Raw genomic sequence first — 26,611 nt, forward strand, 5'->3', positions numbered from 1 at the left:
AGGATGAGAGGACAAAAGATCAGCAGGGTGATGACAGAAGTCTTGGCCTGTATTATCATACTAGTCTTAGGAGCTTCTGTCTTTTTTGTACCAATCAAACGTCAAGCTACCTTGAGCTATGATAATGGACGGCTGAGCTATTCTGGTCAGGTGGTTAATCAGCGGTTGAATGGTCAAGGGAAATTAACCTATGACAATGGTGATGTTTATGAAGGCCAATTTATCAATGGGGTGTTCAACGGTCAGGGAAAATTTATTGCAGCAACCGGCTGGCAGTATGAAGGTCAATTTAAAAATGGCCAACCAGATGGTCAGGGAACCTTGATTGCTAAGGACAAAAAAGTGTATAAAGGAACATTTAAGCAGGGGATTTATCAAAAATGAGAATAAAATGGTTTTCTTTGGTAAGGATAACTGGTTTACTGCTGGTTCTTCTCTACCATTTCTTTAAAACAAAATTTGCTGGTGGCTTTATTGGAGTGGACGTCTTTTTCACTTTTTCAGGGTTTTTGATTACGGCACTCTTGGTAGACGAATATGCTGAGAAAGAAAGAATTGATCTCATTGGGTTTTATAAGCGGCGTTTCTATCGAATTTTCCCTCCCTTATTGCTAATGGTTTTATTGGTCATGCCCTTTACATTTTTGGTAAGGCGGGACTTTGTTGCTGATATTGGTCAACAAATTGCGGGAGCTCTGGGATTTACGACCAATTTCTATGAGATTTTCACTGGTAGCAGTTACGAGAGTCAGTTTATTCCGCACCTGTTTGTCCATACTTGGAGCTTGGCAATTGAGGTACAATTTTATCTTCTATGGGCCTTTTTCCTCTGGCTGATGACTAAAAGAAGGGGGACAGCTCAACAATTTCGCGGATCGGTTTTTTTACTATCCAGTGTCTTTTTTACGATTAGTTTTTTAAGCATGTTTATCCGTGCTTTTCTGGTCGATAATTTTTCAACCATTTATTTTTCAAGCTTGAGTCATAGTTTTGCCTTTTTCCTCGGTGCCATGTTTGCCACTTTGACTGGGGTAAAAGAAACGACTACTCGCTTTAAGAAAAATGTCCGTCTATGGCCAAAATCACGAACAATTTTCTATTTTTTTGGCGCTTTTGCCCTCCTCATGTTGCTGAGTGTGATTTTGGACTTTAATCACCTCTTTACCTATCTTTTTGGTTTTATTTTGGCTAGTCTCTTTAGTGTGGTCATGATTTACGCAGCGCGTGTCTTGAGTGACCAAACGGCATCTAGTAAAGAGCCAGCTATTTTGACGTATTTAGCTGACATTAGTTATGGCATGTACTTGTTCCATTGGCCCTTGTATGTGATTTTCACCCAGCTAATGTCTAACGGCTTGGCAGTTTTTCTAACCCTGGTCTTTTCAATGATTTTTTCAAGCCTATCCTTCTATGTGATTGAGCCTTATATCGCAGGTAAAACGGTTCGCTTATTTGACTACGAACTTAACTTGCTTCCCTATAAGAAATGGATTTATGGCACGGTTGGTTTGTTAGGGGTGGTGACCTTAGGAATTGCAGCCTTCGCACCCAAGGTGGGGAATTTTGAAAATGAACTCCTGGTCAATTCGTTGACCCAGGCCCAGGCTAACGTGAATCGGACGCACACTTTGATTGCTGGGGATGCTAATGCCATGAGTGATGTCATGGTTATTGGTGATTCGGTGGCTCTTCGGTCAAGCAGCGCTTTCACCGAACTGTTGCCTGAGGTTCAACTGGATGCGGCTGTTAGTCGTAATTTTACAGATGCCTACACGATTTTCCAGAATCATATTAAGACCAATACCCTATCAAAAACAGTGGTTCTAGCAGTCGGAGTGAATTCGGTAGACGGTTATGCTAAAGCTCTCCAAGCCTTTATTGACGATTTACCGAAAGGCTATCGCCTGATTCTGGTGACCCCTTATAATGCAAAAGATAGCCGAATTGCGGCCATGAGGGACTATGAGTTAGAATTGGCCAAGAAATATTCTTATGTGACTGTGGCCGACTGGTATCAGACAGCTTTAGATTACCCAACTATTTGGCGAGGAACGGATGGTGTCCATTATTCTGATGCTAATACTGAAGGAGCCAAACGTTATGTAGAAACCATCCAAGGGGCAATCAAGAAAGCCGCTAAAAGTGCTGCTAAATAAAGAAACTTGAGAAGCCAAGAAAATGGGTTGAGAAACTCATTTTCTTTTTTTTTGACAAAATTTCAAGAAAGTGTTTACAATAAAACTAAAATAAGCTATAATAAGATTGTACATAAATTGTGAAACTTTTAACAATCGCATCCAAGGAGGATTATATGGTTAAAAAGACGGATGTCCAAGACGATAAAGTGCTAGAAGCTCAAGTGCATGTTGACCAGCTGGTTCAAAAGGGATTGGCAGCCCTTGAGCAGATGAAAGAACTCAATCAAGAGCAGGTTGACTACATTGTGGCCAAGGCTTCTGTTGCGGCTCTAGATGCCCATGGTGAGTTGGCCATGCATGCGGTCAAGGAAACAGGGCGTGGCGTATTTGAAGATAAGGCAACAAAAAATCTCTTTGCCTGTGAGCATGTGGTTAATAACATGCGTCACACCAAGACGGTTGGTATCATTGAAGAAGATGATGTGACAGGCTTGACCTTGATTGCTGAGCCAGTTGGTGTGGTCTGTGGGGTAACGCCAACCACTAACCCAACGTCAACAACAATCTTCAAATCCTTGATTGCCTTGAAGACACGAAATCCGATTGTCTTTGCTTTCCATCCATCCGCCCAAGAATCATCAGCCCATGCGGCTCAGATTGTGCGTGATGCAGCCGTTGCAGCAGGTGCCCCAGAAGACTGTATCCAATGGATTAGTCAGCCATCAATGGAAGCAACATCGGCCTTGATGAATCACGATGGGATTGCGACAATCTTGGCGACTGGTGGTAATGGCATGGTGCGTGCAGCTTATTCTTGTGGGAAACCAGCCCTTGGTGTTGGTGCGGGAAATGTTCCTGCCTACGTGGAAAAATCAGCCAATGTCCGTCAAGCTGTTCATGATATTGTCATGTCCAAGTCCTTTGATAATGGGATGGTTTGTGCTTCTGAGCAGGCGGTCATTATTGACCAAGAAATCTATGATGAGTTTGTAGAAGAATTCAAGTCTTATCGCACTTATTTTGTCACTAAGAAAGAAAAAGCACTCTTGGAAGCCTATTGCTTTGGTGCCAAGGCAGGTAGCAAGAACTGTGCTGAAGCTAAACTTAATGCAGCCATCGTTGGAAAACCAGCTGCCTGGATTGCTGAACAAGCAGGTTTCAGTGTGCCAGAGGGAACCAATATCTTGGCGGCAGAGGTAGCAGAGGTTGGGGAGGCTGAGCCACTAACACGTGAAAAACTCTCGCCAATTATCGCAGTCCTGAAAGCTGACTCTCGTGAGGATGGTCTTGAAAAAGCCCGCCAAATGGTCGAATTTGACGGACTGGGTCACTCAGCGGCTATCCACACAGCAGATGAAGCCTTGGCCAAAGAATTTGGTAAGTTGGTCTGTGCTATCCGTGTCATCTGGAATTCTCCATCAACCTTTGGTGGGATTGGTGATGTTTACAATTCCTTCCTACCGTCATTGACGCTTGGTTGTGGTTCTTATGGCCGTAACTCAGTTGGCGATAATGTCAGCGCAGTCAATCTCTTGAATATTAAGAAAGTGGGCAGACGGAGAAATAATATGCAGTGGTTTAAGGTTCCTTCAAAAACATACTTTGAGCGTGATTCGATTCAATACCTTCAAAAATGTCGTGATGTGGAACGTGTCATGATTGTTACAGACCATGCCATGGTTGAATTAGGCTTCCTTGATCGGATTTTGGAGCAACTAGAACTTCGTCGCAACAAGGTTGTTTACCAAATTTTTGCTGATGTTGAACCAGACCCAGACATTACAACGGTTTATAAGGGAACTGACTTGATGCGAAGCTTTAAGCCAGATACCATTATTGCTTTGGGTGGTGGCTCCCCTATGGATGCTGCTAAAGTGATGTGGCTCTTCTATGAACAACCAGAGGTTGATTTCCATGATTTGGTGCAAAAATTCATGGATATCCGTAAGCGTGCCTTCAAATTCCCTGAACTTGGTAAGAAATCTAAGTTTATCGCTATCCCAACCACATCAGGAACAGGCTCAGAAGTAACCCCATTTGCGGTTATCTCTGACAAGGCCAACAACCGTAAATACCCAATCGCTGATTATTCGTTGACACCGACGGTTGCCATTGTGGACCCAGCCCTTGTCATGACTGTACCGGCTCATGTCACAGCAGATACAGGTATGGACGTTTTGACCCATGCGACAGAGGCCTATGTGTCAACGGTGGCTAATGACTATACGGATGGTCTAGCGTTACAAGCGATTAAACTGGTTTTTGAAAATCTGGAAAATTCAGTTAAGAATGCTGACTTTGAATCTCGTGAGAAGATGCACAATGCGTCAACCATTGCCGGTATGGCCTTTGCCAATGCCTTCCTTGGCATTTCTCACTCAATGGCTCATAAGATTGGTGGTATCTTCCATACTGTTCACGGTCGGACCAATGCCATTTTGCTTCCTTATGTCATCCGTTACAATGGTACTCGTCCAGCTAAAACAGCGACTTGGCCTAAGTACAATTATTATAAGGCTGATGAGAAGTACCAAGATATTGCCAAAATGCTAGGTCTTCCAGCTTCAACACCAGAAGAAGGTGTGGCGTCTTATGCTAAGGCTGTCTATGAATTGGGTGAGCGTATCGGTATTAAGATGTGCTTCAAGGACCAAGGCATTGACGAAAAAGAATTCATGGCTAAGGCTGAAGAAATTGCCTATTTGGCTTATGAAGATCAATGTACCCCAGCCAACCCACGCTTGGCCCTGGTCAATGACATGAAAGAAATCGTGCAGGACGCTTACTATGGTTACAAGGAAAGACCAGGTCGTCTGAAATAGCTAAAAAAGGGGCTTTAAGCCCTTTTTTGCTGAGTCAAACTTTTCTAAACTGCTAGGCTTGTGTTATAATTAAGGAAAACTCTGACAAGTGAGGAAAGTTTATGGTCTTAATGTATCAATCAACGCGCGATGCACACAATAAGGTTAGGGCAAGTCAAGCCATTCTACAGGGCTTGGCGTCAGATGGTGGCTTGTTTACACCGACGGACTTGCCAGAGCTTGATCTTGATTTTGAGCAGTTGCAGGCGGCGAGCTACCAAGAGGTAGCCAAGTTGATTTTGTCAGCCTTTTTGGATGATTTTACAGAAGAAGAGCTGGACTATTGTATTCAACATGCCTATGATGATAAATTTGACACGTCAGTTATCGCACCCGTGGTTAAATTGGGTCAGCAATATCATTTGGAACTCTTTCATGGCGCCACTATTGCCTTTAAGGATATGGCCCTGTCAGTCCTGCCTTATTTCATGACGGTGGCGGCTAAAAAACAAGGGGTCAAGGATAAGATTGTTATTCTAACAGCAACCTCTGGTGATACGGGCAAGGCAGCCATGGCTGGTTTTGCTGATGTGCCTGGAACGGAGATTATTGTCTTTTATCCTCATGGTGGGGTTAGTAAAATTCAAGAATTGCAGATGACAACCCAAGAGGGAAGCAACACACATGTGGTCGCCATTAAGGGCAATTTTGATGATGCTCAGACGCAAGTCAAGCAGATGTTCAATAATGACAACTTGAAAGAAAATCTGGCTCAGGCAGGCATGCGTTTCTCATCGGCCAATTCCATGAATATTGGACGTTTGGTGCCGCAAATTGTTTACTATGTCTATGCCTATGCCCAACTGGTTAAGGCGGGAGAGATTACATCAGGTCAGGCAATCAATGTTTCAGTGCCGACCGGCAATTTTGGTAATATCTTGGCAGCCTATTATGCCAGGGAGCTTGGTGTTCCCATTGCCAAGCTAATCTGTGCCTCAAATGAGAACAAGGTCTTGACGGATTTCTTCCAAACTGGACATTATGATAAAAATCGTACCTTCAAGGTAACCACTAGTCCTTCCATGGATATTTTGGTATCATCAAACTTGGAGCGTTTGATTTTCCATCTTTTGGGCAATGACGCAGAAGCGACTAAACAACTGATGAATGAGTTGGCTCAAGAAGGACAATATCAGTTGACGGTCAAAAATCAAGCCATCTGGGATTTATTTGAGGCAGGTTTTGCTAGTGAATTGGAAACAGCGGCAGATATTAAGCGGCTTTATGATCAGACAGGCTATATCCAAGACCCACATACAGCGGTTGCTTCGGCGGTCGCCCATGCTTATCAAGACAGGTGTCAAGATAAAGGTCCAACCCTGATTGTTTCAACGGCTAGTCCTTACAAATTCCCACGAGTGGCAGTTGGGGCAGTGACAGGTCAAGAGGTGGTGGATGATTTTCAAGCCGTGACAGACCTACATGAGTTATCTGGCCTAGCCTTGCCTAAGGCAGTCAAGGACTTGCAGGAAGCTGGGGTCCGTCATCAAACAGTGGTGGCCGTGACGGAGATGCAGGCCGAAGTGGAAAAACGTTTAGGAGTCTAAGAGCCAATCGGCTCTTTTACTCTTTATCGGGAAAGGAAAGAGGATGAATAAGACCAGTAGCCGTCTACTAAAGATTGCCCTGCCAGTCATGTTAGAAAATTTTTTGCAAGCCTTGATGGGGCTAGTTGACAGTTATATGGTTGCCCAGTTGGGTTTACTGACGATTTCAGGCGTAGCGGTAGCCAATCAAATCATGACGGTTTATCAGGCGATTTTCATGGCCTTGGCAGCTGGAACATCAAGTTTCTTTGCCCAAGCCATGGCCAAAAAGGACAAGGACTTGGAGGATCTTGCTAGTAGACAAATCTTATTTTTGACCATTTTTTTGGGAATGTTCTTGGGTATGGTATCGCTAGTGGGTGGCCCCTATCTCTTGTAACTTTTGGGTACACCAACTGACATTAGTCGCTTGGGAGCTACCTATCTTGCCTATGTTGGAGGGAGTGTCGTCTTGCTAGGCTTGACCATGAGCCTGTCAGCTATGGCACGGGTTAAGGGCATGCTCAATTTTCCTTTGCTGGTCAGTCTATGGACCAATCTGCTTAATCTTTGTCTGTCAGCCCTAGCCATCTTTGCTTTCCCGTGGGGGCTTGTCGGGGTGGCCTTGGCCACGGTTATGTCACGCTTCCTCGGCTGTCTCTGGCTCTGGTTGAGGTTGGACCTGTTCAAATCTTGGGCCTGGACAGGGAATTTACTGAGTTCCAAATTGCTAGCTTTGACACTACCAGCCGTTGGGGAACGCCTGATGATGCGTTTGGGCGATTTGCTGACGCTGACCTTACTGACAGGGCTAGGAACCAAAGTAATTGCGGCCAATAGCATTGGTGAGAGTTTGACCCAGTTTAATTATTTACCAGCCTTAGGCATGGCAACAGCCACCCTTATTCTCGTGGCTGAAGCCTATGGTAAGCAAGAGTTGCAGGCTGGGGCTGATGTTTTGAAAAGGGCCTATGTGTTAGCTAGCCCGATGATGCTCTTGCTGAGTGGCATGATTTATGGCCTGGGTCAGGACTTGATTGGCTTTTTTACAGCCGATGGTGCGGTGAGAGCAGGTAGTCGGATTGTTCTGTTCTACTCATTTCTAGGCAGTCCTATAACTGCGGGGGTTATGGTCTTGACCAGTTTTTGGCAGGCAGTGGGCAAGAGCCAGCTCCCCCTTTATGCTACCAGTTTTGGCATGTGGGGCATTCGGATTGGGCTAGGCTATCTATTGATTGCTCAATTCCAACTGGGCTTGACCGGTCTCTGGCTGGCCACCATATTGGATAATCTCTGGCGCTTGGTTTATCTTTGTTATCACTATACTAAATATGAAACAGTGGATTAATCAAATAGCCATTGTTCACCATAGTTTTTTAGAGCTATCACACTCAGATGGTCAGTCTTTGAGAGCCTGTACTAGTGGCTTTAGGATAGGGGGATATTTTCCGAGTCATATTAGTGTCTTTTTTTTATAAAATGTGATATTATATTGTGGCTAGGGTTATACAAACGTTTCCAAAACCAAAATAACCTTGGAATTGTATCATTTTCATTATTTTTTAAAGAGGAGACTTTCTATGAGTCAAGGTAAAATTACTGCTTCTGCAGCTATGCTCAATGTCTTGAAGACATGGGGTGTTGACACAATCTACGGTATTCCTTCAGGAACATTGAGTTCATTGATGGATGCTCTTGCTGAAGATAAGGATATCCGTTTCCTACAAGTTCGTCACGAAGAAACTGGTGCCCTTGCAGCATTGATGCAAGCTAAATTTGGTGGTTCTATCGGTGTCTGTGTCGGTTCTGGTGGACCAGGTGCGACTCACTTGATTAACGGTATCTACGATGCTGCCATGGATGCGACACCAATGCTTGCTATTCTTGGTTCACGTCCAGTTAACGAGTTGAACATGGATGCCTTCCAAGAATTGAACCAAAACCCAATGTATAACGGTGTTGCGGTTTACAACAAACGTGTTGCTTATGCTGCACAATTGCCAAAAGTAATTGACGAAGCTTGCTGTGCGGCAATCGCTAAAAAAGGTCCAGCAGTTGTTGAAATCCCTGTTAACTTTGGTTTTGAAGAAATTGATGAAAATTCATACTATGGTTCAGGAACATACGACCGTACCTTTGTTGCACCAGCTTTGAACCAAGTTGAAATTGACAAGGCTGTTGAAATCTTGAACAATGCTAAACGCCCAGTTATCTATTCTGGTTTCGGTGGTGTTGGCGCAGGTCAAGTTGTGACGGAATTGTCTCGTAAAATCAAAGCACCGATCATTACAACTGGTAAAAACTTTGAAGCCTTTGAGTGGAACTATGAAGGTTTGACAGGTTCTGCCTACCGTGTTGGTTGGAAATCAGCCAACGAAGTTATCTTTGAAGCAGACACAGTTCTCTTCATGGGGTGTAACTTCCCATTCTCAGAAGTTTACAACACCTTCAAAAATGTTGAGAAATTCATCCAAGTGGACATCGATCCTTACAAACTTGGTAAACGTCATGCGCTTGATGCGTCTATCCTTGGTGATGTGAAAGAAGCAGCTCAAGCAATCCTTGATAAGGTTAACCCAGTTGAATCAACACCATGGTGGAGAGCTGTTGTGAAAAACAACCAAAACTGGCGTGATTACATGAACAAGCTTGAAGGTAAAACTGAAGGCGAATTGCAATTGTACCAAGTTTACAATGCCATCAACAAATATGCTGATGAAAATGCAATTTACTCAATTGACGTCGGTAACTCAACACAAACATCTACTCGTCACTTGCACATGACACCTAAGAACATGTGGCGCACATCTCCATTGTTCGCAACAATGGGTATTGCCCTTCCAGGTGGTATTGCAGCTAAGAAAGACAATCCAGATCGTCAAGTATGGAACATCATGGGTGACGGTGCTTTCGGTATGTGCTACCCAGACGTGATCACTAACGTTCAATATGACCTTCCAGTTATCAACGTTGTCTTCTCAAATGCTGAGTATGCTTTCATCAAGAACAAGTATGAAGATACCAACAAACACTTGTTTGGTGTTGACTTCACAAACCCAGACTACAAGATGATTGCAGAAGCACAAGGTGCGGTTGGTTTCACTGTAAACCGTATCGAAGACATCGATGCTGTCGTTAAAGAAGCGGTTGAATTGAACAAACAAGGTAAGACAATCGTGATTGATGCCCGCATCACACAACATCGTCCAATCCCAGTTGAAGCACCTGAGTTGAAATTGGAACCAAAAGCTTTCTCTGCTGAAGAGATTGCAGCCTTCAAAGAAAAATATGAAGCAGAAGAATTGGTACCATTCAGTGCTTACTTGGCTGAAGAAGGTCTTGAGTCTCGCAACTACAAATAAGCCTTTGCGAGTATAAAGAAAACTTTCTATTCAAGCAGTAAAAGTCCAAGAATTATCTTGGGCTTTTTCTTGTCATCTTTGGGAAAATTATTTTGAAAAAGTGGCATAAAATCCTTGCAAAGCGTGGTTTAGTGTGGTATTCTATATGAAGTGCTGTAAAAAAACAGCCTTAGCTTTGATGCAAGAGGTTGCGACACGCTCGGTTGCATTGCCACGCAACGCTGTCGGTTTTCTTGTGGAGCTAGCCTAGATCTTAAATAGACGAAAAAGGAGACAAAGATGGCAAACAAAAAAATCCGTATCCGCTTGAAAGCTTACGAACATCGTACACTTGATACAGCGGCAGCTAAAATTGTAGAAACTGCAACTCGTACAGGGGCAACAGTTGCTGGACCAGTTCCGCTTCCAACTGAACGCAGTCTTTATACAATTATTCGTGCGACTCACAAATACAAAGACTCTCGTGAGCAATTTGAAATGCGTACTCACAAACGTCTGATTGATATTGTGAACCCAACACAAAAAACTGTTGATGCTTTGATGAAGCTTGACCTTCCAAGTGGCGTTAACGTTGAAATCAAACTTTAATTTGATTGAGAGCATAAAAAACGCTCGTTAAAAACTTTTTTGAGCATGAAAAACGCTCATAAAAAACTTTTTACTAGAAAAAATTAAGTAAAGGAAATATTTTCTCATGACAAAAGGAATCTTAGGGAAAAAAGTGGGAATGACTCAAATCTTCACTGAATCTGGTGAATTTATCCCTGTAACTGTCATTGAAGCAACTCCAAACGTTGTTCTTCAAGTGAAAACTCTTGAAACTGATGGCTACCAAGCTGTTCAAGTTGGTTTCGATGACAAACGTGAAGTATTGAGCAACAAACCTGCCAAAGGCCATGTCGCTAAAGCAGACACAGCTCCTAAGCGCTTCATTCGTGAATTCAAAAACATCGAAGGCTTGGAAGTTGGTCAAGAAATTACTGTTGAAACATTCGCAGCCGGTGATGTTGTTGATGTTACTGGAACATCAAAAGGTAAAGGTTTCCAAGGTGTTATCAAACGCCACGGTCAATCACGTGGTCCAATGGCTCACGGTTCTCGCTACCATCGTCGCCCAGGTTCTATGGGACCTGTTGCACCTAACCGCGTTTTCAAAAACAAACGCTTGGCAGGACGTATGGGTGGTAACCGTGTGACTATCCAAAATCTTGAAATTGTTCAAGTTGTTCCAGAAAAAAATGTTATCCTTATCAAGGGTAATGTACCAGGTGCTAAGAAATCTCTTATCACTATCAAATCAGCGGTTAAAGCTGGTAAATAATTAAGGAAAGGGGAAATCAGTTAAAATGGCAAACGTAAAACTATTTGACCAAACTGGTAAAGAAGTTAGCACCGTTGAACTTAACGATGCAATCTTCGGTATTGAACCAAACGAATCAGTGGTCTTTGATGTTGTAATCAGCCAACGTGCTAGCCTTCGTCAAGGTACACATGCGGTTAAAAACCGTGCAGCAGTATCAGGCGGTGGTCGCAAGCCATGGCGTCAAAAAGGAACTGGTCGTGCTCGTCACGGATCAATCCGTTCACCACAATGGCGTGGTGGTGGTGTGGTCTTTGGGCCGACTCCACGTTCGTACGGCTACAAATTGCCACAAAAAGTACGTCGTCTGGCATTGAAATCAGTTTACTCAGCAAAAGTTGCTGAAGAAAAATTTGTAGCAGTTGAAGCACTTTCATTTGCAGCACCAAAAACTGCTGAATTTGCAACAGTTCTTTCAGCTCTTAGCATCGATTCAAAAGTACTTGTTATTCTTGAAGAAGGAAATGAATTTGCAGCACTTTCTGCACGCAACCTTCCAAATGTTAAAGTTGCAACTGCAACAACTGCAAGTGTTCTTGATATCGTGAACGCAGATAAACTTCTTGTTACTAAAGAAGCAATCTCTACTATCGAGGAGGTTCTTGCATAATGAATTTGTATGATGTTATCAAAAAGCCTGTTATCACAGAAAAATCTATGATTGCCCTTGAGTCAGGTAAATACACATTTGAAGTTGACACTCGTGCACACAAATTGTTGATCAAGCAAGCAGTTGAAGCTGCTTTTGACGGTGTTAAGGTTGCAAGTGTTAACACTGTTACTGTTAAGCCAAAACAAAAACGTGTTGGACGTTATGTTGGGTTTACAAGCAAAACTAAAAAAGCTATCATCACTCTTACAGCTGATTCAAAAGCAATCGAGTTGTTTGCAGCTGAAGCGGAATAATCTAAGGAGGAACTATCGTGGGTATTAAAGTATATAAACCAACGACAAATGGCCGTCGTAACATGACTTCTTTGGATTTTGCTGAAATCACTACAAGCACTCCAGAGAAATCATTGCTTGCTCCATTGAAAAGCAAAGCTGGTCGTAACAACAATGGTCGCATCACTGTTCGTCACCAAGGTGGTGGACACAAACGTCATTACCGTTTGATTGACTTCAAACGTAATAAAGACGGTGTTGAAGCTGTTGTTAAGACCATCGAGTATGATCCAAACCGTACAGCTAACATCGCTCTTGTTCACTATACTGACGGTGTTAAAGCTTACATCATTGCACCAAAAGGTCTTGAAGTTGGTCAACGTATCGTTTCAGGTCCAGAAGCAGATATCAAAGTCGGAAACGCTCTTCCACTTGCTAATATCCCAGTTGGTACAGTTATCCACAACATTGAGTTGAAACCAGGTAAAGGTGGCGAATTGGTTCGTGCTGCTGGTACATCTGCTCAAGTTTTGGGTCAAGAAGGTAAATACGTGCTTGTTCGTCTTCAATCAGGCGAAGTTCGTATGATCCTTGGTGCATGCCGTGCGACTGTTGGTACAGTTGGTAACGAGCAACAATCGCTTGTTAACATCGGTAAAGCTGGTCGTAACCGTTGGAAAGGTGTTCGTCCAACTGTTCGCGGTTCTGTAATGAACCCTAACGATCACCCACACGGTGGTGGTGAAGGTAAAGCACCAGTTGGTCGTAAAGCGCCATCTACTCCATGGGGTAAACCTGCGCTTGGACTTAAAACTCGTAACAAAAAAGCGAAATCTGACAAACTTATCGTTCGTCGTCGTAACGAGAAATAGGCGGCCGAGCAGAAGTTTGACAAAACTTCGTAGCGAGACCCCTGCACAGTTGACGAGGAAAATAGCAAGTTAAAAACGTTGCTATTTGACTGTCAACCACTGCATTGGTCGGCTATGCCATATTCCGCCAGCTCGGTAGAGTAAATTGGGACTAGGCTTGATTTACTCAGGCCGTTGTGGTACATATTTTAAAGGAGAAAATATTAAAATGGGACGCAGTCTTAAAAAAGGGCCTTTCGTCGATGAGCATTTGATGAAAAAAGTTGAAGCTCAAGCTAATGACGAAAAGAAAAAAGTAATTAAAACTTGGTCACGTCGTTCAACGATTTTCCCAAGTTTCATTGGTTATACAATCGCAGTTTATGATGGACGTAAACACGTACCTGTTTACATCCAAGAAGACATGGTAGGTCACAAGCTTGGTGAATTTGCACCAACTCGTACTTACAAAGGTCACGCAGCAGACGACAAGAAAACACGTCGTAAATAATAGGAGGAGGACACAATGGCAGAAATTACTTCAGCTAAAGCAATGGCTCGTACAGTCCGTGTTTCACCTCGTAAAACACGTCTTGTTCTTGATCTCATTCGTGGGAAACACGTTGCTGACGCAATCGCAATCTTGAAATTCACACCAAACAAAGCTGCTCGTGTTATTGAGAAAACTCTTAACTCAGCAATCGCTAACGCAGAAAACAACTTTGGTTTGGAAAAAGCTAACTTGGTAGTATCTGAGACTTTTGCTAACGAAGGACCAACAATGAAACGTTTCCGTCCACGTGCTAAAGGGTCAGCATCACCAATCAACAAACGCACAACTCACATCACAGTAGTTGTGTCAGAAAAATAGGAGGTAAAATCGTGGGTCAAAAAGTACATCCAATTGGTATGCGTGTCGGAATCATCCGTGATTGGGATGCGAAATGGTATGCTGAAAAAGAATACGCGGATTACCTTCATGAAGATCTTGCAATCCGCAAATTTATCAACAAAGAGTTGGCTGATGCGTCAGTTTCAACTATTGAAATCGAACGTGCTGTAAACAAGGTTATCGTATCACTTCACACTGCAAAACCAGGTATGGTTATCGGTAAAGCAGGTAGCAATGTTGATGCACTTCGTGCTAAATTGAACAAAATGACTGGAAAACAAGTCCACATCAACATCATCGAGATCAAATCTCCAGATTTGGACGCTCACCTTGTTGGTGAGAGCATTGCTCGTCAACTTGAGCAACGTGTTGCTTTCCGTCGTGCACAAAAACAAGCAATCCAACGTGCAATGCGTGCAGGAGCTAAAGGGATTAAAACTCAAGTATCAGGTCGTTTGAACGGTGCAGATATCGCTCGTGCAGAAGGTTACTCTGAGGGAACTGTTCCACTTCACACGCTTCGTGCAGATATCGATTATGCTTGGGAAGAAGCTGATACAACTTACGGTAAACTAGGTGTTAAAGTTTGGATCTACCGTGGAGAAGTTCTTCCAGCTCGTAAAGACACTAAAGGAGGCAAATAACAAATGTTAGTACCTAAACGTGTTAAACACCGCCGTGAGTTCCGTGGAAAAATGCGTGGTGAAGCTAAAGGTGGTAAACAAGTTGACTTTGGAGAATTTGGTCTTCAAGCAACAACTAGTTCATGGATTACCAACCGCCAAATCGAAGCTGCCCGTATCGCTATGACGCGTTACATGAAACGTGGTGGTAAAGTTTGGATTAAAATCTTCCCACACAAATCATACACCGCTAAAGCTATCGGGGTACGTATGGGATCTGGTAAAGGGGCACCTGAAGGTTGGGTTGCACCAGTTAAACGTGGTAAAGTGATGTTTGAAGTTGCAGGCGTTTCTGAAGAAATCGCTCGTGAAGCACTTCGTTTGGCTAGCCACAAATTGCCAGTAAAATGCAAATTCGTAAAACGTGAAGCAGAATAAGGAGAAGACATGAAACTTAAAGAAATTAAAGATTTTGTTAAAGAGCTTCGTGGCTTGTCTCAAGAAGAGCTTGCTAAAAAAGAAAACGAACTCAAAAAAGAATTGTTTGACCTTCGTTTCCAAGCTGCTGCAGGCCAACTTGATAAGACTGCTCGTTTGGACGAAGTTAAAAAGCAAATTGCACGCGTGAAAACTGTGCAATCAGAAATGAAATAATAGATTGGGAAAGGAGTATTCTAATAATGGAACGTAATCAACGTAAAACCCTTGTTGGACGTGTTGTATCTGACAAAATGGATAAAACCATCACAGTTGTAGTCGAAACAAAACGTAACCACCCAGTCTATGGTAAACGTATCAACTACTCTAAAAAATACAAAGCACATGATGAGAACAATGTCGCTAAAGAAGGCGATATCGTACGTATCATGGAAACTCGTCCACTTTCAGCTACAAAACGCTTCCGTCTTGTAGATGTAGTAGAAGAAGCTGTTATTATCTAATAAAACTAAAAGGAGACAATTGAGATGATTCAACAAGAAACTCGCTTAAAAGTTGCTGATAATAGCGGTGCTCGTGAAATCTTGACCATCAAAGTTCTTGGTGGTTCAGGACGTAAGTTTGCTAACATCGGCGATGTTATCGTTGCTTCAGTAAAACAAGCAACACCAGGTGGTGCGGTTAAAAAAGGTGATGTTGTCAAAGCTGTTATTGTTCGCACAAAAACAGGTGCTCGTCGTCCTGACGGTTCATACATCAAATTTGATGACAATGCTGCAGTGATTATCCGTGAGGATAAAAACCCTCGTGGTACACGTATCTTTGGCCCAGTTGCACGTGAATTGCGTGACGGTGGTTACATGAAGATTGTATCACTGGCACCAGAAGTACTTTAATCAATAAACACAAACTCAGTCCCCTGTCTATTTAGGCAGGGTGCCCTTAGGGCGTAAGAAAATATCAGGAGAAAATCATGTTTGTAAAAAAAGGCGACAAGGTTCGCGTAATTGCTGGTAAGGACAAAGGCGTAGAAGCTGTAGTTCTTAAAGCACTTCCAAAAGTAAACAAAGTTGTGGTTGAAGGTGTAGCTCTTGTGAAGAAACACCAAAAACCAAACAGCGAAAACCCTCAAGGTGCTATCGTGGAACAAGAAGCTGCGATCCACGCATCAAACGTTCAAGTCTTGGACAAAAATGGTGTAGCAGGTCGTGTTGGTTACAAGTTTGTTGACGGCAAAAAAGTTCGTTACAACAAAAAATCAGGCGAAGTGCTTGACTAATCACGAAGGAAAGGAGAAGTATAATGGCTAATCGCTTAAAAGAAAAATACACTAAAGAAGTTGTTCCTGCTTTGACAGAGAAATTTAACTACGCTTCTGTAATGGCTGTGCCAAAAGTTGAGAAAATCGTTCTTAACATGGGTGTTGGTGACGCTGTATCAAATGCTAAAAACCTTGAAAAAGCTGCTGCTGAATTGGCACTTATCTCAGGTCAAAAACCATTGATCACCAAAGCTAAGAAATCAATCGCCGGCTTCCGTCTTCGTGAAGGTGTTGCCATCGGTGCTAAGGTTACCCTTCGTGGTGAGCGTATGTATGAGTTCTTGGACAAATTGGTATCAGTATCATTGCCACGTGTCCGTGACTTCCACGGTGTGCCAAACAAATCATTTGATGGACGTGGTAACTACACTCTAGGTGTTAAAGAGCAACTCATCTTCCCAGAAATCAACTTTGATGATGTTGATAAAGTTCGTGGTTTGGATATTGTTATCGTTACAACTGCAAATACTGACGAAGAGTCACGCGAATTGCTTAAAGGCCTTGGTATGCCTTTTGCAAAATAACATAGGAGGTAAATATAATGGCTAAAAAATCAATGATTGCTAAGAACAAACGCCCAGCGAAGTTCTCTACGCAAGCTTACACTCGTTGCGAAAAATGTGGTCGTCCACACTCAGTTTATCGCAAATTCAAACTTTGCCGTGTTTGCTTCCGTGAATTAGCATACAAAGGTCAAATCCCAGGCGTTACAAAAGCGTCTTGGTAAGAATATGATACTAAGGACGTAAGGAACTAAGCAAAAATAGAAAATCTGACAAAGAACGCTTGCCTTCTAGGAAGATTTGTCTTTTTTGCACAGTTCCTAGTCCGAGTTCAATTTGGTAAACAAACCAGAAAGAACGTATCCGCCCTTCGGGCATTATAAACTAGCAAGTGAAAACGTCAAACTACTAGTATAGGAGAAATTAAATCATGGTTATGACAGACCCAATTGCAGATTTTCTAACACGTATTCGTAACGCTAACCAAGCAAAACACGAAGTGCTAGAAGTGCCTGCATCAAACATCAAAAAAGGGATTGCTGAAATCCTTAAACGTGAAGGTTTTGTAAAAAACATTGAAATCGTTGAAGACGACAAACAAGGCATCATCCGTGTCTTCTTGAAATACGGTCAAAACGGTGAACGTGTCATCACAAACTTGAAACGTGTTTCAAAACCAGGTCTTCGCGTTTACGCTAAGCATGAAGATCTTCCAAAAGTTCTTAACGGACTTGGAATTGCAATCGTCTCTACATCAGAAGGTCTTTTGACAGACAAAGAAGCTCGTCAAAAGAACGTTGGTGGAGAGGTTATCGCTTACGTTTGGTAATCTTTCGCTTTCAAGAGCTTTGCCACTCTGCTTTAGGCTGATTTGCCGTACCCTGATACTGTCTGCGTCAGCCCTGCATTGATTGGCTTTGCTCTTGAAACCGAACCTTATCAGCCCCGTGAAAACTAGTCGCTAGTCGGCTTGATAATTTAACAGGAGAAAAATTTAATATGTCACGTATTGGTAATAAGGTGATTACATTGCCTACTGGTGTTGAAATCAGCAACAAGGACAATGTGGTTACTGTTAAAGGACCTAAAGGTGAACTCACTCGTGAGTTTAACAAAAACATTGAAATCAAAGTTGAAGGTACAGAAGTAACCCTTCATCGTCCAAATGATTCTAAAGAAATGAAAACTATCCATGGAACGTCTCGTGCAAACTTGAACAACATGGTGGTTGGTGTTTCTGAAGGATTCAAAAAAGAACTTGAAATGCGTGGTGTCGGTTACCGTGCTCAACTTCAAGGAAACAAATTGGTACTTTCAGTTGGTAAATCTCACCAAGATGAAGTTGTTGCTCCAGAAGGTGTGACTTTTGAAGTGCCAACGCCAACAACAATCAACGTTCTTGGTATTAACAAGGAAGTTGTTGGTCAAACTGCTGCTTACGTTCGTAGCCTTCGTTCACCAGAGCCATATAAAGGTAAAGGTATTCGCTACGTTGGTGAATTTGTTCGCCGTAAAGAAGGTAAGACAGGTAAATAATCCCTTAGTTGTTTTCTACCAAGTTTTTATGGGCTTGGGGGGAGGTTGCTATGGACAGTTAAACTTTGCCTAAGGGCAAAAAATATTTAAGAGGTGAAAATTGTGATTTCGAAACCAGATAAAAATAAAATCCGCCAAAAACGTCACAAACGCGTTCGTGGCAAACTTTCTGGAACTGCTGATCGCCCACGTTTGAACGTTTTCCGTTCTAATACAGGCATCTACGCTCAAGTAATTGATGACGTAGCGGGTGTAACGCTCGCAAGTGCATCAACTCTTGACAAAGAAGTTTCAAAAGGAACTAAAACTGAACAAGCCGTTGTTGTCGGCAAACTTGTCGCTGAACGTGCAGTAGCTAAAGGTATTTCTGAAGTGGTGTTTGACCGCGGTGGATATCTCTATCACGGACGTGTTAAAGCTTTGGCTGATGCAGCTCGTGAAAACGGATTGAAATTCTAATAGGGAGGACACTTAATAATGGCATTTAAAGATAATGCAGTTGAACTTGAAGAACGCGTAGTTGGGATTAACCGCGTTACTAAGGTTGTTAAAGGTGGACGTCGTCTTCGCTTTGCAGCCCTTGTAGTTGTTGGTGATCGCAATGGTCGTGTTGGTTTCGGTACTGGTAAAGCTCAGGAAGTACCAGAAGCTATTCGTAAAGCAGTTGACGATGCTAAGAAAAACTTGATTGAAGTTCCAATGGTTGGTACAACAATTCCTCACGAAGTACACTCAGAATTTGGTGGTGCTCGTGTCTTGATGAAACCAGCTGTCGAAGGGGCTGGAGTAGCCGCAGGTGGTGCTGTTCGTGCCGTTGTGGAATTGGCAGGTATTGCTGATATTACTTCAAAATCACTTGGCTCAAACACACCAATCAACATCGTTCGTGCGACTGTTGAAGGATTGAAACAATTGAAACGTGCAGAAGAAGTTGCTGCTCTTCGTGGCATCTCAGTTTCTGACTTGGCATAAGAAAGGAGATTAACATGGCTCAAATTAAAATTACTTTGACTAAGTCTCCAATCGGTCGTATCCCTGCACAACGTAAAACAGTTGTTGCTCTTGGACTTGGTAAATTGAACAGCTCAGTCGTTAAGGAAGACAACTCAGCTATTCGTGGTATGATTAACACAGTATCTCACTTGGTTACTGTGGAAGAAGTAAACTAAGCAATAATAAAAAGATTAGGTTGAGATAAAAGGCTCAGCCTTATCTTGCAAACAATAAGCGAGTTGGTAGTTGGGGTTCCTTCCCCAGTCTATCAGCGCTAGCAGATATTAAAGGAGAAAATTAAATGAAACTTCATGAACTTAAACCTGCAGAAGGTTCTCGTAAAACTCGTAACCGTGTTGGTCGTGGAACGTCATCAGGTAACGGTAAAACTTCTGGACGTGGTCAAAAAGGTCAAAAAGCTCGTAGCGGTGGCGGCGTTCGTCTAGGTTTTGAGGGTGGACAAACACCATTGTTCCGTCGTCTTCCAAAACGTGGATTTACTAACGTAAATGCTAAAGAGTACGCTCTTGTCAACCTTGATCAATTGAATGTCTTTGAAGATGGTACAGAAGTAACACCTGTTGTCCTTAAAGAAGCAGGTATTGTTCGTGCTGAGAAATCAGGCGTGAAAATTCTTGGTAACGGTGAGTTGACTAAGAAATTGACTGTTAAGGCAGCTAAATTCTCAAAATCTGCTGAAGCAGCAATCACTGCTAAAGGTGGTTCAGTAGAAGTCATCTAATTGAGGAGGACGACTTATGTTCTTTAAGTTACTCAAGGATGCTTTACGGATTAAAAACCTCCGTAAAAAAATTCTATTCACCATTTTTATTATTTTTGTATTTCGTCTAGGAACTCATATTACAGTCCCTGGCATCAATGCTCAGAGTTTGGCTCAGTTGAGTGATTTACCATTCTTGAACATGTTCAATTTGGTCAGTGGTAATGCCATGAAAAACTTTTCAGTTTTTTCAATGGGGGTTAGCCCTTATATCACAGCTTCTATCGTTGTCCAACTCCTACAAATGGATATTCTGCCTAAATTTGTGGAATGGGGCAAGCAAGGAGAGGTTGGCCGTCGTAAGTTAAATCAAGCGACCCGTTATATCTCTCTTGTCTTGGCCTTTATCCAATCAGTTGGTATTACAGCCGGTTTTAATAGCCTATCAGGTGCTGCCTTGGTTAAAACACCCAATATCCAGACCTATGCGTTGATTGGTTGTATCCTGACAGCTGGTAGTGTTGTGGTGACCTGGCTGGGTGAATTGATTTCGGATAAGGGATATGGTAACGGTGTCTCAATGATTATTTTTTCGGGTATCGTTTCCTCTCTTCCAGCTGCTATTAGTAACATTTACGAAGATTACTTTGTCAATGTTCGCTCGACAGATATTGGAAATTCCTTTATTTACGTTGCCATTCTTGTTGTTGCGGTGTTGTTGGTTGTCTTTTTTACCACCTTTATCCAACAAGCAGAGTACAAGATTCCGATTCAGTATACTAAACTGGCCCAAGGGGCGTCATCTAACTCCTATCTCCCCTTGAAAGTCAATCCAGCAGGAGTGATTCCGGTTATCTTTGCAAGCTCTATCACAAGTATTCCAAGTACGATTTTACCTTTCTTGGGTGGGGCTAACAAACCGTGGTTAAACACTCTTCAAATGTTGTTTGATTTTAGAACACCAGTTGGAATGGTCGTTTATGCGGTTTTAATCATTCTCTTTTCTTTCTTCTATACCTTTGTTCAGGTTAATCCTGAAAAAACGGCAGAGAACTTGCAAAAGAGTTCAGCCTATATTATCGGTGTTCGTCCAGGTCGTGAAACAGAGAAGTACATGTCAGCTCTGCTGAAGCGATTGGCGACAATTGGTGCCTTGTTCCTAGCCTTCATTTCCTTGACTCCAATTTTAGCTCAACAACTTTTTGGCCTTTCATCGGCAGTGGCTCTTGGAGGAACGAGTTTGTTGATCTTGATTTCAACAGGGATTGATGGTATGAAACAGCTAGAAGGTTACCTTTTGAAACGTAAATATGTTGGCTTTATGAATACAAATACAACAAAATAAAAATGACAAAAACAAAATAAGATAGTTGTCTATCTAAGGTTGGGATTGTTGTCGTTTCGGCTGACAGTCCCTTCTATTTTGTTTTTTAATAAGTTTGTCAGTGGTGGCAGATTTATTTGAAAACAAAATAAGGAGATGAACATGAATCTTTTAATCATGGGCTTGCCAGGTGCTGGAAAGGGAACACAGGCGGCTAAAATCGTTGAACAATTTGGCCTTATCCATATCTCAACAGGCGACATGTTCCGTGCGGCAATGGCTAATCAAACAGAGATGGGGCTTTTAGCTAAGTCATATATTGACGCAGGTAATCTGGTGCCAGATGAAGTGACCAACGGCATTGTCAAGGAACGTTTGGCTCAAGACGACATCAAGGAAAAAGGTTTCTTGCTAGATGGCTATCCACGGACCATTGATCAGGCACATGCCTTGGACAAGACCTTGTCAGAGCTAGGTTTGACCTTGGACGGCGTTGTTAACATTGAAGTTAATCCAGCTATCTTGGTTGACCGTTTGAGCGGCCGTTACATGTGTCGTGCTTGTGGGGCGACCTATCACAAACTGTTCAACCCAACAAAGGTGGAAAATACTTGTGATAATTGCGGAGCGGATGACTTTTACCAACGTGAAGATGACAAACCAGAAACGGTCAAAAATCGCCTAGATGTCAACATCGCCCAAGGTGAGCCAATTATCGCTCATTATCGTGGCTTGAACTTGGTGACAGATATTCAGGGTGAGCAAGAGATTGAGACAGTTTTTGCAGATATTGCTCAAGCCATCCAATCACTCAAGTAAATTGATTATTTCTACTTGCAAATCTAAGAGAAACATGCTAAAATAGTCTAGTCTGACTATAATTGTTACCTCTCTAGCGAGAGGGCATCAAATCGAAATTTAAAGGGGGACTTTTGTGTGGCAAAAGAAGATGTGATTGAAATCGAAGGTAAGGTTGTTGAAACCATGCCAAATGCCATGTTTACAGTTGAATTGGAAAACGGACATCAAATTTTAGCGACAGTATCAGGGAAAATCCGTAAAAATTACATTCGTATTTTGGTCGGAGACCGTGTCACTGTTGAGTTGAGTCCATACGATTTAACACGTGGACGCATCACATACCGCTTTAAATAACGAAATAATTGGAGGGATTAAAACATGAAGGTAAGACCATCGGTTAAACCAATTTGCGAATATTGCAAAGTTATTCGTCGTCACGGTCGTGTTATGGTAATTTGTCCAACAAATCCAAAACACAAACAACGTCAAGGATAAAATAGAAAGGAGAAAAAATGGCTCGTATTGCTGGAGTTGATATTCCAAACGATAAACGTGTAGTAATTTCATTGACTTACGTCTATGGTATCGGACTTGCAACATCTAAGAAAATCTTGGCAGCAGCTGGTGTTTCTGAAGATGTTCGTGTTAAAGATTTGACACCTGATCAAGAAGACGCTATCCGTCGTGAAGTAGACACTATCAAAGTTGAAGGTGACCTTCGTCGTGAAGTAACCTTGAACATTAAACGTTTGATGGAAATCGGTTCATACCGTGGAATCCGTCACCGTCGTGGACTTCCTGTCCGTGGACAAAACACTAAAAACAATGCTCGCACTCGTAAAGGTAAAGCTGTTGCGATTGCAGGTAAGAAAAAATAATATAGGAGGTAAAAAAATTGGCTAAACCAACACGTAAACGTCGTGTGAAAAAGAATATCGAGTCAGGTATTGCACATATTCACGCTACATTTAATAACACGATTGTTATGATTACAGATGTGCATGGTAATGCAGTTGCATGGTCTTCAGCTGGTGCCCTTGGTTTCAAAGGTTCTCGTAAATCAACACCATTTGCTGCTCAAATGGCTTCAGAAGCGGCAGCTAAATCTGCACAAGAACATGGTTTGAAAACAGTTGAAGTTACTGTAAAAGGTCCTGGTTCAGGTCGTGAGTCAGCTATTCGTGCTCTTGCAGCAGCAGGTCTTGAAGTGACTGCAATCCGCGATGTGACTCCTGTACCACATAATGGTGCTCGTCCTCCAAAACGTCGTCGTGTGTAATCATAAACTAAAATAGTACACAAGATTCGTTTGTCGAGGGAGCATAAAAATGATTGAGTTTGAAAAACCAATAATAACAAAAATTGATGAAAATAAAGATTATGGCAAGTTTGTCATCGAACCCTTAGAACGTGGTTATGGGACAACTCTTGGTAATTCTCTTCGTCGTGTTTTGTTGTCGTCTCTTCCAGGAGCTGCGATAACATCGATTAAAATTGACGGGGTCTTGCATGAGTTTGATACTGTACCTGGGGTACGTGAAGATGTCATGCAAATTATCCTTAACATTAAGGGGCTTGCTGTAAAATCTTACGTCCAAGACGAAAAAGTGATTGAACTAGATGTACAAGGTCCAGCAGAAATTACCGCTGGTGATATCTTGACAGATAGTGATATTGAAATTGTCAATCCAGATCATTACCTTTTTACCATTGCAGAAGGAGCTAGCTTCAAGGCTAGTATGACTGTTTCAACAGATCGCGGTTATGTTCCTGCTGAAGCAAATAAGAAGGATAATGCGCCGATTGGTACTTTGGCAGTAGATTCTATCTATACGCCAGTTAAGAAAGTTAATTATCAAGTTGAGCCAGCGCGCGTAGGTAGCAACGATGGTTTTGATAAATTAACAATTGAAATCATGACAAACGGAACAATCATTCCCGAAGATGCACTTGGTTTATCAGCTCGTGTTTTGATGGAGCATTTGAATCTCTTTACAAATCTGACCGAAGTAGCCCTAACGGCTGATGTCATGAAAGAGACTGAGAAAACCAATGATGATAAGGTACTTGAACGTACAATTGAGGAGCTTGATTTATCTGTTCGCTCATACAACTGTTTAAAACGAGCAGGTATCAATACTGTGCTTGATTTGACAGAAAAATCTGAACCTGAAATGATGAAGGTTCGTAACTTAGGCCGTAAGAGCCTGGATGAAGTCAAGATTAAATTGACTGAACTAGGACTCAGCCTTAGAAATGATAAAAAATAAAAGAGGAGGACATAATGGCTTACCGTAAACTAGGACGCACTAGCTCTCAACGTAAAGCAATGCTTCGCGATTTGACAACGGATCTTTTGATTAACGAATCAATCGTGACAACTGAAGCTCGTGCTAAAGAAATCCGTAAAACAGTTGAAAAAATGATTACTCTTGGTAAACGTGGAGACTTACACGCTCGTCGTCAAGCAGCTGCTTTTGTACGTAACGAAGTTGCATCAGAAAACTATGATGAAGCAACTGATAAATATACATCTACAACAGCACTTCAAAAGCTTTTCTCAGAGATTGCACCACGTTATGCTGAACGTAACGGTGGATACACTCGTATCCTTAAAACTGAACCACGTCGTGGTGATGCAGCACCAATGGCAATCATTGAATTAGTATAATATCATCAATTTTGTTGAGTGTTATGATGATGGAGAATATTCTCTTAGTCTAGCTCTGGTCTACCGCTGGGTTTTCCCAGCGGGAACACTCATCATAAGAGGTGAACAGTTTAACGCTTGTTTACGAAGGTTTTCTAAGGTTAGAAAGTCGTCGTAAGCAGGCGTTTTTGTATTGTCTGTGAGATATGTTATAATAGGTGGAAATACTGTGCGGAGGTGGCCTATGGATAGACGGGCGATAGAGTGCTTAAAAGAGCGTTACTTGAGCAAGATGAAAGAGACGCCAGAACTTTATCTTGGGATAGAATTAGAATTTCCCATTGTGAATTTAGCGGGTGGGGCAACAGATATCAGCTTGGCTAAAAAACTGTTATCCTATCTGTCTGACCGCTTAAATGTGACCATTTTAAAACGTGATGAAGACGGCACCCCCATCCAACTCTATGATCATCAGACAGGAGATCAGCTGCTTTTTGAAGTGTCTTATAATATTTTAGAAATGGCCTTCGGTAAGGCTAAGACAGTTGGAGAAGTGGAACGACGTTTTCAAACTTATTTGACGATTATTCAAGAATTTTTAGCTCCCCAGCAACATGCTTTACAGGGGGAAGGGCTACATCCGGGGTGGCAAGTTAACGACAATCGCCCGATTGCAACAGCCCACTATCAGATGCTGACGGCTTATTTAAAATTAGCTGATGCTTATCCTAAAAAACAATTTCATTCCTTTAATGATTATGGTGGCTTTATCTGTGGTAGCCAGGTGCAACTTGATGTGTCTCCAACAAACTATCTTGAAGTTATCAACGCCTTTAATCAAATTGAGGGGATTAAAGCCCACTTATTTGCGAATTCTTACTTTTCTGATGGGGCTTGGCAGACTAGCATTGCCCGAGATTTCTTTTGGGAACGCTCCATGCACGGTTTCTTTTCTGAAAATGTTGGTCTTTACCCCAAACCCTTTGCATCAGAAGAGGAATTTCTAGAATATTTGAGCCGATCAAGTTTCTTTTATGTCTTACGCGAGGGACAATATTATTATTTTGAGCCAATTCAAGTGAAAGATTATTTACAGAGGGAAACGATCGAATCCTTTGATTTGATGGGGAATCGAAAGCTTATTCAACCACAGGCCACTGATTTTGATTATCATCGAAGTTATCATTATCAAACCTTAACCACACGAGGGACGGTAGAATTTAGGAGTGTCTGCTGTCAACCGTTTGATAGGACCTTTGCTCCTGCAGCTTTTCATTTAGGCTTGTTGAGTAACTGGGACAAATTTATCGAGCTATTAGCCACATGTTCATCTCCGGAATTTTTAGAGCTAGAATGGGATGGCTTAAGGAAAACCATTACACAATCGCAGCTAACCCCTAATCAACAAGACCAATTAGAAAAAGCAAGTAAAGCTCTATTAGCCTGTGCTAAGGAAGGTTTGTTGAAACGAGGACACGGAGAAGAGGTTTATCTTAGCTGTCTCTAGACTAAATCTTATGAAACAGTCATAATGAAAACGAGAGGTTAAAGCTAACCTCTCTTAAGGTGAAAGGAAAATTTAAAAAAAACGTCAAAAAACTAGCCAAAGGAGTAGACAGAATAGATAAACTATGATAAGATATAAAAAGTTGACGGAAAGGTCACTAAGTTAATCGACCTAAAAGCTTGATAAAAATTTTCAAAAAAAGTGTAAAAAGTTATTGACAAGTGGAAGTAGGTTTGATAGAATATAATAGTTGTCGCTTGAGAGAGCGGATAGGACCATTGAGAACTGAATAAGACGAACCAAGTGCGGGTTATGGAAA

General features: G+C 42.1%; 37 protein-coding genes. All 37 read left to right on the top strand.

What is annotated here, in order from left to right; translation table 11 throughout:
• The first annotated feature begins 3 nt into the window (after window positions 1-3).
• The 37 genes from FRX57_RS06110 to FRX57_RS06290 all read left to right on the top strand — a co-directional run bounded on the left by FRX57_RS06110 (window position 4) and on the right by FRX57_RS06290 (window position 26,292).
• Window positions 4-384, top strand: a complete 381-nt coding sequence (locus tag FRX57_RS06110; RefSeq protein ID WP_146567722.1) for an MORN repeat-containing protein — start codon at window positions 4-6, stop codon at window positions 382-384.
• Window positions 381-2,156, top strand: coding sequence for an acyltransferase family protein (locus FRX57_RS06115; RefSeq protein ID WP_146567724.1), 1,776 nt, complete (start codon window positions 381-383; stop codon window positions 2,154-2,156). The genes FRX57_RS06110 and FRX57_RS06115 overlap by 4 nt, the downstream gene beginning before the upstream one ends.
• Before the next feature lie 155 nt (window positions 2,157-2,311).
• Window positions 2,312-4,960 (top strand): bifunctional acetaldehyde-CoA/alcohol dehydrogenase, encoded by a 2,649-nt coding sequence (gene adhE / locus FRX57_RS06120; protein ID WP_146567726.1) that lies wholly within the window; start codon window positions 2,312-2,314, stop codon window positions 4,958-4,960.
• Between the two features lie 101 nt (window positions 4,961-5,061).
• Window positions 5,062-6,546 carry a threonine synthase gene (thrC, locus tag FRX57_RS06125; protein ID WP_146567728.1) on the top strand — a complete coding sequence of 495 codons (1,485 nt, stop codon included), beginning with the start codon at window positions 5,062-5,064 and terminating at the stop codon, window positions 6,544-6,546.
• A 43-nt stretch (window positions 6,547-6,589) separates the two neighbouring features.
• Window positions 6,590-6,925 carry an MATE family efflux transporter gene (locus FRX57_RS06130; protein ID WP_146567730.1) on the top strand — a complete coding sequence of 112 codons (336 nt, stop codon included), beginning with the start codon at window positions 6,590-6,592 and terminating at the stop codon, window positions 6,923-6,925.
• A gap of 3 nt (window positions 6,926-6,928) precedes the next feature.
• Entirely contained in the window at window positions 6,929-7,873 is a 945-nt protein-coding gene (locus FRX57_RS06135; RefSeq protein WP_146567732.1) for an MATE family efflux transporter, read from the top strand.
• A gap of 232 nt (window positions 7,874-8,105) precedes the next feature.
• Complete coding sequence (spxB, locus tag FRX57_RS06140; RefSeq protein WP_146567734.1) at window positions 8,106-9,887, top strand: pyruvate oxidase; 1,782 nt, start codon at window positions 8,106-8,108, stop codon at window positions 9,885-9,887.
• A gap of 279 nt (window positions 9,888-10,166) precedes the next feature.
• Window positions 10,167-10,475 (top strand): 30S ribosomal protein S10, encoded by a 309-nt coding sequence (gene rpsJ / locus FRX57_RS06145; RefSeq protein ID WP_146462057.1) that lies wholly within the window; start codon window positions 10,167-10,169, stop codon window positions 10,473-10,475.
• 106 nt (window positions 10,476-10,581) lie between these two features.
• On the top strand, window positions 10,582-11,208 hold the full coding sequence (gene rplC, locus FRX57_RS06150; protein ID WP_146567736.1) for a 50S ribosomal protein L3: 627 nt from the start codon (window positions 10,582-10,584) through the stop codon (window positions 11,206-11,208).
• A 25-nt stretch (window positions 11,209-11,233) separates the two neighbouring features.
• Window positions 11,234-11,857 carry a 50S ribosomal protein L4 gene (gene rplD, locus FRX57_RS06155; protein WP_146567738.1) on the top strand — a complete coding sequence of 208 codons (624 nt, stop codon included), beginning with the start codon at window positions 11,234-11,236 and terminating at the stop codon, window positions 11,855-11,857.
• Complete coding sequence (locus FRX57_RS06160) at window positions 11,857-12,153, top strand: 50S ribosomal protein L23 (RefSeq protein WP_146567740.1); 297 nt, start codon at window positions 11,857-11,859, stop codon at window positions 12,151-12,153. Before rplD ends, FRX57_RS06160 begins: the two co-directional genes overlap by 1 nt.
• Window positions 12,154-12,170: 17 nt before the next feature.
• Window positions 12,171-13,004, top strand: coding sequence for a 50S ribosomal protein L2 (rplB, locus tag FRX57_RS06165; RefSeq protein ID WP_146567742.1), 834 nt, complete (start codon window positions 12,171-12,173; stop codon window positions 13,002-13,004).
• 208 nt (window positions 13,005-13,212) lie between these two features.
• Window positions 13,213-13,494 carry a 30S ribosomal protein S19 gene (rpsS, locus tag FRX57_RS06170; RefSeq protein ID WP_000533766.1) on the top strand — a complete coding sequence of 94 codons (282 nt, stop codon included), beginning with the start codon at window positions 13,213-13,215 and terminating at the stop codon, window positions 13,492-13,494.
• A gap of 15 nt (window positions 13,495-13,509) precedes the next feature.
• Entirely contained in the window at window positions 13,510-13,854 is a 345-nt protein-coding gene (rplV, locus tag FRX57_RS06175) for a 50S ribosomal protein L22 (RefSeq protein ID WP_146462048.1), read from the top strand.
• Between the two features lie 11 nt (window positions 13,855-13,865).
• Window positions 13,866-14,519, top strand: coding sequence for a 30S ribosomal protein S3 (rpsC, locus tag FRX57_RS06180; RefSeq protein WP_146567745.1), 654 nt, complete (start codon window positions 13,866-13,868; stop codon window positions 14,517-14,519).
• A gap of 3 nt (window positions 14,520-14,522) precedes the next feature.
• Entirely contained in the window at window positions 14,523-14,936 is a 414-nt protein-coding gene (gene rplP, locus FRX57_RS06185) for a 50S ribosomal protein L16 (RefSeq protein ID WP_146567747.1), read from the top strand.
• Between the two features lie 9 nt (window positions 14,937-14,945).
• Entirely contained in the window at window positions 14,946-15,152 is a 207-nt protein-coding gene (gene rpmC / locus FRX57_RS06190) for a 50S ribosomal protein L29 (RefSeq protein WP_146462043.1), read from the top strand.
• Window positions 15,153-15,178: 26 nt separating this feature from the next.
• The gene (gene rpsQ, locus FRX57_RS06195) at window positions 15,179-15,439 is read left to right on the top strand and encodes a 30S ribosomal protein S17 (protein WP_146567749.1); all 261 of its coding nucleotides are present in this window, start codon (window positions 15,179-15,181) and stop codon (window positions 15,437-15,439) included.
• 24 nt (window positions 15,440-15,463) lie between these two features.
• Window positions 15,464-15,832 carry a 50S ribosomal protein L14 gene (rplN, locus tag FRX57_RS06200; RefSeq protein ID WP_146462041.1) on the top strand — a complete coding sequence of 123 codons (369 nt, stop codon included), beginning with the start codon at window positions 15,464-15,466 and terminating at the stop codon, window positions 15,830-15,832.
• Window positions 15,833-15,909: 77 nt separating this feature from the next.
• A complete protein-coding gene (rplX, locus tag FRX57_RS06205) occupies window positions 15,910-16,215 on the top strand; it encodes a 50S ribosomal protein L24 (RefSeq protein WP_146567751.1) in 306 nt (101 codons plus the stop codon).
• 23 nt (window positions 16,216-16,238) lie between these two features.
• Window positions 16,239-16,781, top strand: a complete 543-nt coding sequence (gene rplE / locus FRX57_RS06210) for a 50S ribosomal protein L5 (protein ID WP_146567753.1) — start codon at window positions 16,239-16,241, stop codon at window positions 16,779-16,781.
• A 17-nt stretch (window positions 16,782-16,798) separates the two neighbouring features.
• The gene (locus tag FRX57_RS06215; protein ID WP_001085697.1) at window positions 16,799-16,984 is read left to right on the top strand and encodes a type Z 30S ribosomal protein S14; all 186 of its coding nucleotides are present in this window, start codon (window positions 16,799-16,801) and stop codon (window positions 16,982-16,984) included.
• Window positions 16,985-17,190: 206 nt separating this feature from the next.
• Window positions 17,191-17,589, top strand: coding sequence for a 30S ribosomal protein S8 (gene rpsH, locus FRX57_RS06220; RefSeq protein WP_146567755.1), 399 nt, complete (start codon window positions 17,191-17,193; stop codon window positions 17,587-17,589).
• 170 nt (window positions 17,590-17,759) lie between these two features.
• Complete coding sequence (gene rplF, locus FRX57_RS06225) at window positions 17,760-18,296, top strand: 50S ribosomal protein L6 (RefSeq protein WP_146567756.1); 537 nt, start codon at window positions 17,760-17,762, stop codon at window positions 18,294-18,296.
• A gap of 102 nt (window positions 18,297-18,398) precedes the next feature.
• On the top strand, window positions 18,399-18,755 hold the full coding sequence (gene rplR / locus FRX57_RS06230) for a 50S ribosomal protein L18 (protein ID WP_146567757.1): 357 nt from the start codon (window positions 18,399-18,401) through the stop codon (window positions 18,753-18,755).
• 18 nt (window positions 18,756-18,773) lie between these two features.
• Window positions 18,774-19,268, top strand: a complete 495-nt coding sequence (gene rpsE / locus FRX57_RS06235; protein WP_146567758.1) for a 30S ribosomal protein S5 — start codon at window positions 18,774-18,776, stop codon at window positions 19,266-19,268.
• 14 nt (window positions 19,269-19,282) lie between these two features.
• The gene (gene rpmD, locus FRX57_RS06240; RefSeq protein WP_146567759.1) at window positions 19,283-19,465 is read left to right on the top strand and encodes a 50S ribosomal protein L30; all 183 of its coding nucleotides are present in this window, start codon (window positions 19,283-19,285) and stop codon (window positions 19,463-19,465) included.
• Window positions 19,466-19,590: 125 nt separating this feature from the next.
• Window positions 19,591-20,031 (top strand): 50S ribosomal protein L15, encoded by a 441-nt coding sequence (rplO, locus tag FRX57_RS06245; RefSeq protein ID WP_146496575.1) that lies wholly within the window; start codon window positions 19,591-19,593, stop codon window positions 20,029-20,031.
• A gap of 16 nt (window positions 20,032-20,047) precedes the next feature.
• Window positions 20,048-21,355 carry a preprotein translocase subunit SecY gene (gene secY / locus FRX57_RS06250; RefSeq protein WP_146567761.1) on the top strand — a complete coding sequence of 436 codons (1,308 nt, stop codon included), beginning with the start codon at window positions 20,048-20,050 and terminating at the stop codon, window positions 21,353-21,355.
• A gap of 141 nt (window positions 21,356-21,496) precedes the next feature.
• Window positions 21,497-22,153, top strand: coding sequence for an adenylate kinase (locus tag FRX57_RS06255; RefSeq protein WP_146567763.1), 657 nt, complete (start codon window positions 21,497-21,499; stop codon window positions 22,151-22,153).
• 117 nt (window positions 22,154-22,270) lie between these two features.
• Window positions 22,271-22,489, top strand: coding sequence for a translation initiation factor IF-1 (gene infA / locus FRX57_RS06260; protein ID WP_146567765.1), 219 nt, complete (start codon window positions 22,271-22,273; stop codon window positions 22,487-22,489).
• Window positions 22,490-22,513: 24 nt separating this feature from the next.
• A complete protein-coding gene (gene rpmJ / locus FRX57_RS06265) occupies window positions 22,514-22,630 on the top strand; it encodes a 50S ribosomal protein L36 (RefSeq protein ID WP_146462016.1) in 117 nt (38 codons plus the stop codon).
• A gap of 17 nt (window positions 22,631-22,647) precedes the next feature.
• Complete coding sequence (gene rpsM, locus FRX57_RS06270) at window positions 22,648-23,013, top strand: 30S ribosomal protein S13 (RefSeq protein ID WP_146567767.1); 366 nt, start codon at window positions 22,648-22,650, stop codon at window positions 23,011-23,013.
• 17 nt (window positions 23,014-23,030) lie between these two features.
• Complete coding sequence (rpsK, locus tag FRX57_RS06275) at window positions 23,031-23,414, top strand: 30S ribosomal protein S11 (protein WP_002887520.1); 384 nt, start codon at window positions 23,031-23,033, stop codon at window positions 23,412-23,414.
• 49 nt (window positions 23,415-23,463) lie between these two features.
• A complete protein-coding gene (locus FRX57_RS06280; RefSeq protein ID WP_146567769.1) occupies window positions 23,464-24,405 on the top strand; it encodes a DNA-directed RNA polymerase subunit alpha in 942 nt (313 codons plus the stop codon).
• 14 nt (window positions 24,406-24,419) lie between these two features.
• Window positions 24,420-24,806, top strand: a complete 387-nt coding sequence (gene rplQ, locus FRX57_RS06285; RefSeq protein ID WP_146567771.1) for a 50S ribosomal protein L17 — start codon at window positions 24,420-24,422, stop codon at window positions 24,804-24,806.
• Window positions 24,807-25,029: 223 nt separating this feature from the next.
• On the top strand, window positions 25,030-26,292 hold the full coding sequence (locus tag FRX57_RS06290) for a glutamate-cysteine ligase family protein (RefSeq protein ID WP_146567773.1): 1,263 nt from the start codon (window positions 25,030-25,032) through the stop codon (window positions 26,290-26,292).
• Window positions 26,293-26,611 lie beyond the last annotated feature (319 nt).

It is taken from the genome of Streptococcus cuniculipharyngis, assembly GCF_007859195.1.
GTDB classification, from domain to species: Bacteria; Bacillota; Bacilli; order Lactobacillales; family Streptococcaceae; genus Streptococcus; species Streptococcus cuniculipharyngis.

Bases quoted from the DNA above. Each gene is read 5' to 3' on its own strand.
- rpmD (WP_146567759.1), top strand. From the start codon at position 19,283: ATGGCTCAAATTAAAATTACTTTGACTAAGTCTCCAATCGGTCGTATC.
- adhE (WP_146567726.1), top strand. From the start codon at position 2,312: ATGGTTAAAAAGACGGATGTCCAAGACGATAAAGTGCTAGAAGCTCAA.
- rpmJ (WP_146462016.1), top strand. From the start codon at position 22,514: ATGAAGGTAAGACCATCGGTTAAACCAATTTGCGAATATTGCAAAGTT.
- rpsS (WP_000533766.1), top strand. From the start codon at position 13,213: ATGGGACGCAGTCTTAAAAAAGGGCCTTTCGTCGATGAGCATTTGATG.
- FRX57_RS06255 (WP_146567763.1), top strand. From the start codon at position 21,497: ATGAATCTTTTAATCATGGGCTTGCCAGGTGCTGGAAAGGGAACACAG.
- spxB (WP_146567734.1), top strand. From the start codon at position 8,106: ATGAGTCAAGGTAAAATTACTGCTTCTGCAGCTATGCTCAATGTCTTG.
- rplE (WP_146567753.1), top strand. From the start codon at position 16,239: ATGGCTAATCGCTTAAAAGAAAAATACACTAAAGAAGTTGTTCCTGCT.
- rplX (WP_146567751.1), top strand. From the start codon at position 15,910: ATGTTTGTAAAAAAAGGCGACAAGGTTCGCGTAATTGCTGGTAAGGAC.
- rpsQ (WP_146567749.1), top strand. From the start codon at position 15,179: ATGGAACGTAATCAACGTAAAACCCTTGTTGGACGTGTTGTATCTGAC.
- rplV (WP_146462048.1), top strand. From the start codon at position 13,510: ATGGCAGAAATTACTTCAGCTAAAGCAATGGCTCGTACAGTCCGTGTT.
- rplN (WP_146462041.1), top strand. From the start codon at position 15,464: ATGATTCAACAAGAAACTCGCTTAAAAGTTGCTGATAATAGCGGTGCT.
- FRX57_RS06110 (WP_146567722.1), top strand. From the start codon at position 4: ATGAGAGGACAAAAGATCAGCAGGGTGATGACAGAAGTCTTGGCCTGT.
- secY (WP_146567761.1), top strand. From the start codon at position 20,048: ATGTTCTTTAAGTTACTCAAGGATGCTTTACGGATTAAAAACCTCCGT.
- rplQ (WP_146567771.1), top strand. From the start codon at position 24,420: ATGGCTTACCGTAAACTAGGACGCACTAGCTCTCAACGTAAAGCAATG.
- FRX57_RS06290 (WP_146567773.1), top strand. From the start codon at position 25,030: ATGGATAGACGGGCGATAGAGTGCTTAAAAGAGCGTTACTTGAGCAAG.
- FRX57_RS06215 (WP_001085697.1), top strand. From the start codon at position 16,799: ATGGCTAAAAAATCAATGATTGCTAAGAACAAACGCCCAGCGAAGTTC.
- rpsM (WP_146567767.1), top strand. From the start codon at position 22,648: ATGGCTCGTATTGCTGGAGTTGATATTCCAAACGATAAACGTGTAGTA.
- rplF (WP_146567756.1), top strand. From the start codon at position 17,760: ATGTCACGTATTGGTAATAAGGTGATTACATTGCCTACTGGTGTTGAA.
- rplD (WP_146567738.1), top strand. From the start codon at position 11,234: ATGGCAAACGTAAAACTATTTGACCAAACTGGTAAAGAAGTTAGCACC.
- rpsE (WP_146567758.1), top strand. From the start codon at position 18,774: ATGGCATTTAAAGATAATGCAGTTGAACTTGAAGAACGCGTAGTTGGG.
- rpsJ (WP_146462057.1), top strand. From the start codon at position 10,167: ATGGCAAACAAAAAAATCCGTATCCGCTTGAAAGCTTACGAACATCGT.
- rplP (WP_146567747.1), top strand. From the start codon at position 14,523: ATGTTAGTACCTAAACGTGTTAAACACCGCCGTGAGTTCCGTGGAAAA.
- rpsH (WP_146567755.1), top strand. From the start codon at position 17,191: ATGGTTATGACAGACCCAATTGCAGATTTTCTAACACGTATTCGTAAC.
- FRX57_RS06280 (WP_146567769.1), top strand. From the start codon at position 23,464: ATGATTGAGTTTGAAAAACCAATAATAACAAAAATTGATGAAAATAAA.
- rplO (WP_146496575.1), top strand. From the start codon at position 19,591: ATGAAACTTCATGAACTTAAACCTGCAGAAGGTTCTCGTAAAACTCGT.
- thrC (WP_146567728.1), top strand. From the start codon at position 5,062: ATGGTCTTAATGTATCAATCAACGCGCGATGCACACAATAAGGTTAGG.
- FRX57_RS06115 (WP_146567724.1), top strand. From the start codon at position 381: ATGAGAATAAAATGGTTTTCTTTGGTAAGGATAACTGGTTTACTGCTG.
- rpmC (WP_146462043.1), top strand. From the start codon at position 14,946: ATGAAACTTAAAGAAATTAAAGATTTTGTTAAAGAGCTTCGTGGCTTG.
- FRX57_RS06130 (WP_146567730.1), top strand. From the start codon at position 6,590: ATGAATAAGACCAGTAGCCGTCTACTAAAGATTGCCCTGCCAGTCATG.
- FRX57_RS06160 (WP_146567740.1), top strand. From the start codon at position 11,857: ATGAATTTGTATGATGTTATCAAAAAGCCTGTTATCACAGAAAAATCT.
- rplC (WP_146567736.1), top strand. From the start codon at position 10,582: ATGACAAAAGGAATCTTAGGGAAAAAAGTGGGAATGACTCAAATCTTC.